The sequence below is a fragment of the Croceimicrobium sp. genome (assembly GCF_965228705.1).
In the GTDB taxonomy this organism is placed as follows: Bacteria; Bacteroidota; Bacteroidia; order Flavobacteriales; family Schleiferiaceae; genus Croceimicrobium.
Genome location: NZ_OZ245832.1, coordinates 1,892,946 through 1,905,432 on the forward strand (window position 1 = coordinate 1,892,946; position 12,487 = coordinate 1,905,432).

Genomic DNA, 12,487 nt, shown 5'->3' on the forward strand with positions numbered 1-12,487 from the left:
TGAGGATTTGAAATGGAATTAGGGAGCAGTTCTTACGACTCTAAATCCATAGTCTGCGCCGCGACGATCGTTAACCAGCGCTGCAAAATTTCGATCGGCTACACAGAGCAAAGACAAAGCAGCAGCATTAAAGGCGCCTCCGCGAAAGCCGGCCCCCACCGCAGTTGTAACTTCACCAGACGCTAATCCCGGCCAATTGCTAACATTGGCATGGCCTGCGGTGCTTAAAGCACCATCTCCATGTAAACCGGTAAAGGCCCGACCCGTGCTGTTGCCCGCACTAACAATGCGTTCCCACATGCTGCCACTCAATTCCATAATACCCCAATAACTGGCTCCGGCATTAACCCGACCATTACTACTAGGGTGAGTAGCGAATATGCCAACTCGGAAGGGAAAAGAACCATTAGTAGTGCTGCGGTAAGCTACATTGCCCGTAGTCGATCCTGTGGCGAAATTCAAATTTATCGCCTCACCACTATTCCCTTGATTACTTAGGCCGTACACCGATGTTGCCGCCAAGTTGGTTCCCCATGCGTATTCATAGATGGTTGCACTATTAGGCCCTCGGCAAGCCTTTTCATATTCCAAATCGGTCATAGGTCGTAAGGCAGCCCAATCTGCATAGGCACATACATCCATCCAACTCAGAAAGCCACAGGCAACAGCAGAATATGTTCCTCCATTTAAGTAAGCATCTCCAGTACCTGGCCAATTGATATTATTGCCCTTTAAGAGAGCATCTGAAGCCTTGCCCGTTACTTCATAGGTGCCTGAGGTGATATCTCGTGCTGCTTTCTGAGTGCTGGTAAGCGTATTAAAGAAATCGATCCATTGTTCTTGGGTGAGCTCGTATTTCATGCAATAAAATGCCTGATAACCTTTGGGGAAGGCCGCCGGAATAGGTCCCAATCGATCTCCGCCACTTGCATTATCCACAGCATAATAAAGGTTACCAGATGAATTGGAAACAGTGATAGCTGCTTCACTATTTACCTGAAAGGAAGAGCCCGCTATCCCCCCTGAGAAAAACTCATTGGCTACGCCACTCCCTCCTGCTCCTAAGTAATAAGAGCCGCTGGCCACGTAGACCATTTCGATACCAAAAACCTTGAGATCAATGGTATCAGAATCGCCAAGCCCGTCACTACCGTATTCCCAACGTAATTGAACATTATTCACGGTAAAGGTACCGGTACCATTTGCATCTCGATACAGAAAAATCCCCTTGCCATCAGCCGGCAAATCCATACTTGCCCCACTTGGAATGCTATGATTTCCGCTGCTAGTATTCAAACTTGCGTGAGCCCAGTCGCCTCGGTTGACCCGGTACTTAATAAAAATCCAGGCTGCATCCCAGTTGGATGGACTACTACTTAAACGCCAGGAGTTCTCCCAGCTAATGTCGAATTCGACCATGGCATAATCGTTCACTGGATCTTTGGATGCAATTCGCACCGCACTTATGCTTAAATTATTGGCCAGGAGGCTGAAGTTGAGCATTAAAAGAAGAGCAATACTAAAAACTCTGAAAGCAATGCTTAGCGGCGATTTAAGATTGGGGGTAGTGTTCATGATCTAAAAATTGGCTTTTGATTCATTTCAAATGTCCTGACAAAGAAGCTTTTAGTTGCACTCCCCCAAGGAAAGCTCGACCGAGATCAGGAGATTAGTTCCTGAATCAGGAAAGAAGCCTAGTTTTTAGTCATACTGAGAATATTGCACAATAATGCTCAGTCAGATTTCCAAAAAGAAGGGTTAAAATGGGGAGCTTCGATTTGTTCTTGATTAAATTCGAATCATGAATTTTGAAGCCTATATCGAGAATACGGGAGGCATTCCCTTTGTGATTTGTGATTATGATGCTGCGCAGAAATTTATTGAGCAGCATTCCAAGCGAGTATTGATCTATGGTCCGGATCAAAAGGCCATTCACCGGGCCCTGCAATTGCGCAAAGATGGTTATGCATTGATTGCCTTAAGCAAGGCTATTTTAAAAAGCTGGAAATTGGAGGTGGGTGATTTGGTACAAATTAAGGTGGAGCCCGACACCTCTGAGTTTGGCATGAGTTTCCCGGAGGAATTCAAAATTGTTTTGGAGCAAGATCCGGAAGCGGCCGAAGTTTTCGAGAGACTAAAACCCGGTCGACAAAGAGGGGTCTTGCATTATGTAAGTCAACCCAAAGGTGAAGAATCCCGCATTAAGCGCGCCCTGGAAATGGCAGAGAAAATGCGAACAGGTACTTTGCATGGAGGTGTGGATTAAGCTAAGAACCTTCATTTTTCTTGGTAGGGACTTTGTCACTATAGATCTTTTCTATTAGCTCCTTTCTGAGCTTCATCAAAGGGCCATTCAAATACCTTAAACTATCCATAGGCTCCATCTTCACATCTAAATAAGAGCGGGAAATCTCCCAAAGGTAATCACGGGCTATACTATCCTCTTTGAAGTCATACTTTAATTTAAACAGTATCTGTTTAGACAATTCATGGGCAAGAGTATCATATTTGCAATCGGTCAAATTAAAACGAAATCTATCACCGGAGCGCAATTCAATTGTTCCTATAAATCTTAGGCCATCCAACACATCACATTTGCTTTCGAAGTAATTCGAATCGATTCCCAGGTTTAAACCAAAGTTATAGTCTGATAAATCCACCTGTTCAGCTTTTTGCATTTCATACATGACTGCAGGGGTATCAACTATCCGCCAGCTTTGATCAAGTCTTATGCTCTTAGAATTTGCTGCTAGTTTAAAAAATGCCTCCTCCGCGAAACTGGGACGGAGTTGGATAGATACTGAAACTACTTCTCGTGATTCAAGTGAATCACAAGCAAACAGACTAAATAAGCAAAGTAGAAACACCGTTAATACTGACTTCATTGATGTCTTTTTTTCTATACTCTCCAATGAAATAATGATTCTTTGGTTTGTCCAATTTCCTCTCTAGATCCCGGAATTATAATTTGAATTGGAAGTATTCCGAATTCCTTCGCACTCGTTAAGGCCTACAGATAGACTAAATCTAACTCCCTAAGAATCACTCAAGCCAGTTAAAAATTTAAAGCCTCCAAACAGCATCCTACTGGCATCAAAAATCTTGCGCTCAGGCTGCATCAATGGACCTACTAATTTGGACATCCGTGGATCTTTCGGCACTTTCTTATTCGCATCATCACGAATATCCTTAGAAGGGAAAAGAGCCCAACCAAATACCACCTGCTCATCTTCCTTTAATCCAACAGCCTCTACAAAAGACCGTGTACCGGGCAAACTTAAATCATCACCCACAAATTCGAAGTAAGCCAAAGCTCCATATTCTTTCCATATTTCCGCTACCGCTTCAGCGACTTTTTGGTACTCCTGCAAGTGCTTTTGAGCAACAGGGAATAGAAAGGCATCGATATAACTCTTCATTTATCCAATTTTATGCTTTATCTAGTTTAAGGTTAAACCGTATGATAATTGATGGTAATGCACGCAATTTAAAATCCAATTTAAGCTTTCATCAAAAACGGTTAAGTCGTCAGAAGCTGAGTAATAAAAGCTATCGAAATACTTCACAAAAAGCGATCCTGGCACCTGCATCGCTTCCTCTTGATTCCAGGATAAATAAAGTGTATCGTTCATCATTAGTCCTCTTTGTCTCAGCCATTTTTGGATTTCAGAAACACCTAAGCCATCTAGTTCCAACTCTAGGAAACTTTTAAAACTTTTTCTATTTAGAGACTGTTCTCTTGGCAAAAAAAAGGCGCGGACTGAATCCCATAAAAAGAAAGCAGCCTCTTCATTTAAAGGAAATAATTGCACGAGATCAGAAACAGGTAAAAGATCAAATTTTGGATTGGTAAAACGCCACTGCAAAGGGAACTCCGATAGTGGCCGTTTAAATTCGATTAGGTTCTTAAAGTTTGGCTTCATCATTTAGTACGAATCCTGAAAATTGCCGCACCAATTTATGGTGCATTATCTATAACTACTTTAATCCCGAATTGACCCTCCATACTTAATTCAGATGAATCCCGAATTCCATTATTCCCTAGAATCATAGTAAAGGCATTTCCTTTAAGGAAAGGACCGAGTTGAGCAATGTCCATGTCTCTTTGCACCAATAAAGAATCTGAAATTAGTAAGAGACTATCCATTGGCTTGTGCTTCAGACTGTACAAGTGATAACTTGAGGATATAAGGCAGAAGTTAAATGGCTCTAATTCTGACACATTAAAAACAAGACTAAGGGAGTCTTTTGGAGTCACTACCACTTCTTCAAAGCCCAGTTCAGGGACTAAAGTAATATCAGATATCCGCCTCTGTTGCCTACTACAGGCACTACAAAACAGGAGTAAAAAAACTAAAAACCTGAACGACATGCTTCCCTTTTTAATCAAGCTCTACTGAATACAATATGATCATGCTTCTCAATCACTTCAACAATTAGATTGAATAATGTCTTAGCACTCCCTTGTTCAAGCATCTCAATCTCGGCCTGCACAGAAGTTCTCATTGAGGGATTACAGCTTTCTAAATTAGCCTTAAGATAAGCCAAAGTGGCCTCCGTACCCAATTCCTTTTCACTCTTCTTTGAGTTAATCCAGGTCAAAAGAATCTTTTCATCATAGTCAAATACACCAAAGCCACCTCTTAACAGATCATTTAAAGCATCGAGATTGCGACCTATTTTCCAATTCAAACCTTGCGTCAATTTTACTTCCAACTCATCATAAAAGCCATCTAAGCTAGAAAAATGATTGCCATCAATTTCAATTTCCTTCATATTCGTTTTCAAGATGAACAGGCTAATTCTCCATCGCCGCACTTAAAGCGATGGGCTTTTGATAGGGCTCAAAGCCAGAGTTCGATTTTAAATTTGAAAAGTGACTGGCGATGTTTATTGCATAACTGATCCCATCCTCTGAAGTCACATGCACCCGAGTATAGTCTTTATCATCCTGTGGTATATAAAGCATCAAACGCCTGCCTATTAGTTCAGGCTTAAGCCATTTCCCCTCCGCCTTTACTGTAGTCCAAGCCCGTACTTCAGGCTGAATTGAAAAGCCCATAGGATAATGCAGGTAATTGACCAGATAACAGAGGGTTTCAAAGTCCAAATCGTAGGGAAAGTAGAGCACAAACTTTTGGGAGAAGGAATTAGGCAGGATTTGATAGCGACAAAAATCTGCTAGTTCATACATGGAGCGAAAGTCTTCGATCATCCGTTCTAAGTCCTCTCTTTTTAAGCCTTGAATGAATAGGACCTTATCATTTTCCAATGCTTCTTGGGGAGGCTTCGATTTAGCTTCTTCATTCGCCTCTGTGCCTTTGGACTTCTTTCTTTTTTGAAGTTTATAAACACTAGCTGCGTTGATTACTACAAGCAAGACCAAATATGATTTAAAGCTTACTAAATCCATATGATAAGACATCAGGCCAGAACTGTAAATTCAGATCAGACATTTCAATATCCGAATCTAGGTTAATTTCTTAATCACCTTTTCCAGCCGCTTGCGCTTGGATTCCTTCTCCACCTCATTCAATCGCGATTGTAAAATTTCGCTGAATTTCTTCTTGTTTGGATTGCTGATAATGGGCAAGGCCAATTCGGCATACAGGGGCAATTGATTAGTCGGACTGCGTAATACCTGTTCGCATAGCAAGTCGAAGGCATCATCAGCATATTCTGCTAAGGAAGCCATCTTAACCAAGAGCTTCACCAAATTATCCTTAGTAATTACGGAGCCCTTTTCTCCAGCCTCCACAATTTGGGGCAAGGCCTTATAAATAAAGCTGGGATTTTCAAGGCAGATAGCATGGAGGGCAGTCATGGCCCCCCATTGCAAACGATTGTTTTTATGCTTCAAAAACTCGATAAATACCTGCGCATAATTGGCCGCCAATTGGGGATCTATTTCCGCGATCTCATAAAGGACTTTGATGCAATCGCTCTGAATAGCTTTGTCTTTATGATTCAGGTTTTCGATCAGGATTTTTACGGCCTCAGAATCTTGAGCGCTCGCTATTTTTCGGGCCAATTCCTGGTTGGGTACCTCATCCCGACGATCCAATGCCGAGGCTAGTTGTTCCAGTACGTTTCCTCCAACAGCCATTTTTTTTTCAATTTTCAGATTTCACTAAGGCCTTTATTTTTCATAAATATAGAACACAGGACCTATCTAGCGGACCTATTTCAATTCGGTCCAAGCTGAATTTAAATGGGACAGCTCCTGCTTAAGGCCCTTAAAATGACTGGCGCCATAAATCACAAAGATCTTTTCAGACTCAGATTGATCAATTTGCCTGGCCAAATTCTCATTGCGAAGTCCCAGAATAAAGTGCTTGCGAAAATCCTTTTGCCAATCAGCATTGGAAGCTGAGCATAAATAGTCGGACTCCAAATCCGTGTCCAAATCGCAGCTATCCAATTGAATGGTTCCATGCTTTTTTTCAAAGGCCAAGATTAGATCTTCCAAAAGGAGGTCTGCCTTGATGGCAGTGGCCGTATCAATTCCCAATCCATCCAAATCCGGTTGGTTCATTAACTGGTATTTGGGATCGTAATCCATACTGCCAATTTTGTGATTCACCGTATCTAAATAGCCGGTGCCGGCATTAAAACTACCGGTGAGCTTCCGAAACTTTTTGGCCATCAGTATAAAGTCCTCCGCCTCTCTTAGACCTGTGCTCACTTGCTCATATAAGATGGTATAAGCTTGCTGGTCTAAAGAATCCGTAATGCGTTTTACTTCCTGATAATAGCTCTCCCGACCAATATGATGGATGGGAAGAAAAAGCACTTCCTTTTCCCCATTGCTTAGGACTTTCAGTTCTGGCTTTTCTTCCAAGACACCGGAGAAATGGATCCATATGGGACTGCAGGAGATGCTGCCCATTATCAGGATTAGCAAAGCAATTAAAGGTTGGCCGGTTTTCATAAGTAGCTAAAGGAGGAAAATTAGGATGATTTAGTTATTGGCAGGTTCGAATCTTTGAAAAATTGTCTCGTTAGCTATTTCTCTCAAGGATCTCAATTTGATTTAAAATCGACTCCAGCTTTGCCTAATACATAGTTTCACCAATCAAGCCTTCGGAACTTTCCTCTAACATTTTAATTAGACGCATTTCCACTTCATGCCTTTCCGAGTCACTTAAGGACTCAATTATAGCGGCATTACTAAATCCATTGCGATGAAAATAATCTGATGGCGGAAGCATTTTTTTAAGAACCTCATCAATATCCCTCAAAACCCTGATCTTTAAGCTGGTAAACTTTCACATTGAAATTATCTCCATTAACAATATAGTATTGGTAAACAGAAATCAACTCCTCAATACCATCATCATTCAAATCTTCTTTGAAAAAACAATAATCCGGAGGCCATTCAAATTCAACTGAGTCAATCCCTATTCGTTTTCCATCTTCCTTAAAAACAAACTCAACGAAAGGCTCAGAATTAAGCTTTGGATCTTGAATCAATCTGGTTTTTACCTGAACGATTCTACCAGGAAAAGGCTCCCAACTAAATTCATTTGGAAGTGTTTCTATTTTTTCAAGATTTAAAATTAGATCGTCAACAATGTAGCCTTTTCGACATAGACCTCTATAAAACGAATCTGGACCCGATTTATCGGGCAATGCAATTAGATCTGGATTACGATTGAGATAATTTTCCCATTCCTGACCTTCCATATTCTCTTGACCCAAAAATGACCTGCGAAAAAAAAGGCTATCCACTTCCTGTAAAGCATAGCTTCCTTCTTTTGCTGGAAATTCAAACTGGCAAGTGGAGCGAATAGGCACTGGAACATAATCCTTCCAAGGCTTACAAGACAGCATAAACGCTATAATCCAAATCCTCATCAAAACCTTATAATAATTCTTTATCCATCTGCTCAAAGCTTCCCAATTAACATGGCATACATATCCGTAGCTTTAAAACGATTGGCCCATAAAGCGACTCTTTCTTCTTCCAAATTCGATTGAATGATATCCTGATCTCTAATTATATCCAGTGCAAAATTTAGCGTGTCCCCATTGCTTAAGGGAATTCGCACCGTAAAGGGATAGTTTTGATTGTTAATCTGCACATTCGCTAAAGTCGTATCCAGCATGGAACGCAAAGAATCTTTGCCAAATTCCATTTGATAGCTGCGAATAAAGAAGGTATCCACTCTATTCATCGCCAGTCCTTTTGAACACGTACTTAAGCTTTCACGTGCTTGAGCATACTCCTCTTGATCGAAAAAGATTCTCGCTCTAAGTTCGTGAATAGAGTTATGGGCACCAATCCATGCATTTCCGCAAAATCCATAGTTCGCCTTTTCCGCCCTTTTCAGATGCTTTAATGCTGATTTATAATTTCCATCTGAGTACTTTCTTTCAGCCTCCTCGATGTGCTCATAGCCTATCATATAGGAAGGCTTACAGGCTTGCATACCCAAAGTGAAAAGCAAAAGCAGAAGAGCGAATTTTCTCAGGATTTTCATTCAGGTTTTGTTTCAATAGATCTCATCTTCTAATGTAAGGAAATGAAATACAATGCCGTGTAAAGCTTAGTATATAAAGCTGAATTACAAATTCAGCTTAGATGCGGATCTAGTCTGAATTTGCAATTCAGACTAAAAAAAAGCCCGAATCAAATCCGGGCTTCTTGTCTTTCGTTAAAATCTATACCTGACCCAAGGCTTGACTCAAATCAGCAATCAGATCATCCGGATGCTCCACCCCTACGGAGAGACGCACCATTTTTCCGGTGATGTTCAATTGATTTCGTAAATCCAAATCCACTCCGGCATGGGTCATAGTGGCTGGATGCTCTGCTAAGGATTCTGTAGAACCCAGGCTTACCGCCAGTTTCACCAACTTTAATCCATTCAACAAACGGAAGGCTTCCTTCTCTCCTCCTTTAACATCAAAGGAAAGCATGGCCCCGGCACATTCGTACTGGCGACGGTAAATATCCTGATGACGCTCATCTTTGTCATCAATCATTCCCAAATAATAGACCTTCTCCACCTTTGGGTGATCAGCTAACCACTGGGCTACGGCCTCGGCATTTATAGCCTGGCGCTCCATGCGTACTTTCAGAGTTTCGAGGCTTCGCATTAATAACCAACCCGTATGCGGTCCGGCCATATTGCCCAAGAAGGTACGTAGCTCTTTTACTCTGGGCATTACTTCTGCAGTACCCAACACGGCTCCGGCAATTACATCCGAATGACCACCGATATACTTTGTTGCCGAATAAATCACGAAATCGGCACCAAACTGCAAGGGATGCTGCCAAAGTGGTCCCATATAGGTATTATCCACCGCTACATAAACTCGATCTTCTGCAGAGCGAGAATATTTCTTAGCCAAGCGCACGCAGGCTTCAATATCAAATAAGTCCAAAGTTGGATTGGCAGGGGTTTCCACATAAATCATGGCCAAACGATCCTTGGCGGGATGCGCCTCAATCATTGCTTCAATATCCTCAGGCGTATCATGGGGGGTAAAACCCTGAACATGAATCCCTAATTTAGGTAAGAAATGATTGATAAAGTGATCTGTACCTCCATAAACCGGATTCGAAAAAAGAATCAAATCTCCTGGCTTTAAAAACTCAAGGAGCACGGTGGTTATGGCACTCATGCCACTTTCAAATACCGCGGCATCATCGGCCTTATCCCAAAGGGTTAAGCGATTCTCCAGAATTTCGAGATCCGGATTGTTTAAACGGCTGTAGATTAAGCCTAATTCTTCATCCGCTCCTTTCTCTCGCAAACCATAGGCTACTTCGAAGAAAGCCTTACCCTCTTCGGCGGTTTTAAAAGCAAAGGTGGAGGTTTGAAAAATGGGGCATTTTACTGCGCCCTCAGATAAGTGTGCCTTGTACCCGTAAGACATCATCAGACTTTCGGGGTGCATCTTTTTAGGATCCATATTCATCGTTTTGAGAGGTGCACAAATGAACGCAAATTCAAGGAACCAAAGGCTAACAAATATCACTCTTCTCTCATTTTTCCCGGTTCATCTCCCTTTTTCCCCGCTTCACTCCCTTTCGCTTGTCGACTTCCCTAGCTTAATCTTCCTTTGAAGCCGAATTCAACTAAAACATAAAAATGAAATCCATCTTAAGTCTCCTCCTTAGCCTCAGCTTCAGCACGCTCTTGCTGGGCCATAGTGCTGACGAAGACATCAGCCAAAATATTAAAGGCCGGGTGCTCGATCAGCAAAGCCAAATGCCCCTGCCCGGAGTAAATGTTCTTGTCGAAATCAAGGGCCAGAGCTACGGGGCCAGTACCGATTTCGATGGCTATTATAAAGTAGAATCGGTACCCACCGGCCGGATTAATATCCAGTTCAGCTTTATTGGCTATCAGAATATCACCATGAATAATATCGAGCTTTTAGGATCAAAAGAATTGATCTTAAACGTGAGTATGCGCGAAAGCACTGAGACCCTCGATGAAATTGTGGTCTCTGCCAAAACTGAAAAAACACGCACTCAGAATGAAAGAGTAAATGTATCCGGTCGAACTTTTAGCATTGAGGAAAGTCAGCGTTTTGCCGGTGCCAATAATGATGTATCGCGCATGGCGGCCAACTTTGCCGGGGTGCAACGGGCCAATGACGCGACCAATGATATTGTAATTCGCGGTAACTCCCCTTTTGGCTTAATATGGCGCCTCGAAGGCATGGATATTCCCAATCCCAATCACTTTGGTGGAATTGGCGCTACCGGCGGACCGGTAAGCATGCTCAACAATAACGTTTTGGCCAATAGCGACTTTATTACTTCCGCCTTTCCTTCCGATTATGGTGACGGAATTTCCGGGGTTTTTGATTTGCGCATGCGCAACGGGAATTACGAAAAGCATGAGTTTCTGGGACAAATCGGTTTTAATGGCTTGGAGTTCGGAGCGGAAGGGCCGATAAATAAAGAAAGTAAGTCTTCTTACCTCATCAACTACCGTTATTCAACCTTAGGAATTTTATCGGCTATGGGCATTGATTTCGGAACCGGAACAGCCATTCCCGAGTACCAGGACCTTAACTTTAAATTGAACTTCCCCAGTCGCAAGCTAGGTACCATTCAAGTATTTGCCCTGGGAGGAGTTTCTGCGATTGATTTCCTGGATAGTGAAAATGATGAAGATGAAGACGGCGGTTTTTATAGTGATGATGAAGACCTTCGCAATCGTGTGAACAGCGGTGTTATTGGTGCCTCCCATCAGTACTTCTACAGTCCTAAAACTTATAGCAAAGTGAGCCTGGCTTATAGTGGCATTCAGAATAAAACCAGCATCGACACCTTTAATGTAGATGGCAGCTTGAGCTCAGCTCAGTACCGACAAAACTTTGTGCGCAGTAATTTTCAAGTGAATGCCTTAGTAAACCACAAGTTTAATGTGAAGCATGTAGTTCGAGTGGGCGCCTATATTACGCGTAGTCAATACGACTTAAACGATTCTGCCTATCGCTATGACTGGGATCGTTTTGTAAACCTGCGCGACCTACAGGGATCTACTATGACGTACCAGCCCTATGCCAACTGGCAATATCGATTTAACGACGAATGGGAAATGAATAGCGGAATTCACACGGTGATTACCGAGAAACACTATAGTATAGAACCCCGCTGGGGCATGTCGTATCGGCCCACCGCAAAAAGCAGCTTTAATATTGGCTACGGATTACACAGCCAGCAAGCCAACGAGCTGCTCTTGTACCGCGAAGAAGTACTTCAGGATGGCAGTAGCCTGCGCCCCAATGAAAACCTGGATTTAGTGAAAAGCCATCACTTTGTATTGGGCTACCAACAAAACCTTGGTGGCAACTGGAACTTCAAAGCTGAGACTTATTACCAGCATATCTACGATGCCATAGTAAGCGTATTACCCAACTCCTATTCCAGTGTAAATAGCGGTTCTTTCGATTTCCGTATTCCCGATACCGCACAAAATGCAGGGCTGGCCTATAATTATGGACTGGATCTTACCTTGGAAAAATTTATGGATCGCGGATTTTATATGCTCAATACCATTTCCATTTTCGAGTCTAAATACCGCGGAAATGATCAAGTTTGGCGCAACACTGCCTTTAATGGAAACTTTGTTTGGAATCTGGTGGGTGGTAAAGAGTTCGTTTTAAGCAAGCCACAAGCTAAGAGTCGTCAAACCCTTACGGTGGATGCGAAAGTAACTTTAGCCGGAGGCCAGCGCTATACCCCTATCGATTTGGCGGCTTCTATCGCCGATGGTGAAGCGGTTTATGATAATAACCGTGCCTTCGAAGAACAATACGACCCTTATTTCCGGGCGGATATTCGTATCGGCTATAAAATTGCGGGTTCTCGTTTTACCCAGGAATGGGCCATTGATGTGCAGAATGTAACGAATCAGGATAATCCATTTGGCCAGGATTTCAATGCCGCAACCGGTACTATTGAAACCACCAATCAGTTAGGACTCTTCCCCATGTTCTTATACCGCATAAGCTTTTAATC

The 12,487-nt window shown here is 42.5% G+C and carries 15 protein-coding genes; 2 read left to right on the forward strand and 13 right to left on the reverse strand.

What is annotated here, in order from left to right:
• Positions 1-18 precede the first annotated feature (18 nt).
• The gene (locus ACO05P_RS08585; RefSeq protein WP_421754829.1) at positions 19-1,575 is read right to left on the reverse strand and encodes an SUMF1/EgtB/PvdO family nonheme iron enzyme; all 1,557 of its coding nucleotides are present in this window, start codon (positions 1,573-1,575) and stop codon (positions 19-21) included.
• A 226-nt stretch (positions 1,576-1,801) separates the two neighbouring features.
• On the opposite strand from ACO05P_RS08585, the gene ACO05P_RS08590 reads away from it, so the two are divergent.
• Positions 1,802-2,266, forward strand: coding sequence for a YdeI/OmpD-associated family protein (locus ACO05P_RS08590; protein WP_421754831.1), 465 nt, complete (start codon positions 1,802-1,804; stop codon positions 2,264-2,266).
• A 1-nt stretch (position 2,267) separates the two neighbouring features.
• Here the strand turns inward: ACO05P_RS08590 and ACO05P_RS08595 are convergent, their stop codons facing one another.
• From ACO05P_RS08595 to ACO05P_RS08650, 12 genes are all read right to left on the reverse strand, one after another.
• Entirely contained in the window at positions 2,268-2,885 is a 618-nt protein-coding gene (locus ACO05P_RS08595; RefSeq protein WP_421754832.1) for a hypothetical protein, read from the reverse strand.
• Positions 2,886-3,035: 150 nt separating this feature from the next.
• On the reverse strand, positions 3,036-3,419 hold the full coding sequence (locus ACO05P_RS08600) for a DUF1428 domain-containing protein (RefSeq protein ID WP_421754833.1): 384 nt from the start codon (positions 3,417-3,419) through the stop codon (positions 3,036-3,038).
• A 21-nt stretch (positions 3,420-3,440) separates the two neighbouring features.
• Complete coding sequence (locus ACO05P_RS08605; RefSeq protein WP_421754835.1) at positions 3,441-3,866, reverse strand: hypothetical protein; 426 nt, start codon at positions 3,864-3,866, stop codon at positions 3,441-3,443.
• Between the two features lie 92 nt (positions 3,867-3,958).
• Complete coding sequence (locus ACO05P_RS08610; RefSeq protein WP_421754836.1) at positions 3,959-4,147, reverse strand: hypothetical protein; 189 nt, start codon at positions 4,145-4,147, stop codon at positions 3,959-3,961.
• A gap of 239 nt (positions 4,148-4,386) precedes the next feature.
• The gene (locus tag ACO05P_RS08615; RefSeq protein WP_421754837.1) at positions 4,387-4,776 is read right to left on the reverse strand and encodes a barstar family protein; all 390 of its coding nucleotides are present in this window, start codon (positions 4,774-4,776) and stop codon (positions 4,387-4,389) included.
• A gap of 22 nt (positions 4,777-4,798) precedes the next feature.
• Positions 4,799-5,380: a hypothetical protein gene (locus ACO05P_RS08620; RefSeq protein WP_421754839.1), complete on the reverse strand. Its 582-nt coding sequence runs from the start codon at positions 5,378-5,380 to the stop codon at positions 4,799-4,801.
• Between the two features lie 90 nt (positions 5,381-5,470).
• Complete coding sequence (locus ACO05P_RS08625; protein ID WP_421754841.1) at positions 5,471-6,106, reverse strand: hypothetical protein; 636 nt, start codon at positions 6,104-6,106, stop codon at positions 5,471-5,473.
• 75 nt (positions 6,107-6,181) lie between these two features.
• Positions 6,182-6,889 (reverse strand): hypothetical protein, encoded by a 708-nt coding sequence (locus tag ACO05P_RS08630; protein WP_421754842.1) that lies wholly within the window; start codon positions 6,887-6,889, stop codon positions 6,182-6,184.
• Positions 6,890-7,055: 166 nt separating this feature from the next.
• The gene (locus tag ACO05P_RS08635; RefSeq protein ID WP_421754844.1) at positions 7,056-7,211 is read right to left on the reverse strand and encodes a hypothetical protein; all 156 of its coding nucleotides are present in this window, start codon (positions 7,209-7,211) and stop codon (positions 7,056-7,058) included.
• A 16-nt stretch (positions 7,212-7,227) separates the two neighbouring features.
• The gene (locus ACO05P_RS08640) at positions 7,228-7,893 is read right to left on the reverse strand and encodes a hypothetical protein (protein WP_421754846.1); all 666 of its coding nucleotides are present in this window, start codon (positions 7,891-7,893) and stop codon (positions 7,228-7,230) included.
• A complete protein-coding gene (locus ACO05P_RS08645) occupies positions 7,890-8,483 on the reverse strand; it encodes a hypothetical protein (RefSeq protein WP_421754847.1) in 594 nt (197 codons plus the stop codon). Before ACO05P_RS08645 ends, ACO05P_RS08640 begins: the two co-directional genes overlap by 4 nt.
• Before the next feature lie 181 nt (positions 8,484-8,664).
• Positions 8,665-9,921, reverse strand: a complete 1,257-nt coding sequence (locus tag ACO05P_RS08650; protein WP_421754849.1) for a cystathionine gamma-synthase family protein — start codon at positions 9,919-9,921, stop codon at positions 8,665-8,667.
• Positions 9,922-10,100: 179 nt separating this feature from the next.
• Between ACO05P_RS08650 and ACO05P_RS08655 the strand changes: the two genes are divergently transcribed.
• Positions 10,101-12,485 carry a TonB-dependent receptor gene (locus ACO05P_RS08655; RefSeq protein WP_421754851.1) on the forward strand — a complete coding sequence of 795 codons (2,385 nt, stop codon included), beginning with the start codon at positions 10,101-10,103 and terminating at the stop codon, positions 12,483-12,485.
• Positions 12,486-12,487: the final 2 nt, after the last annotated feature.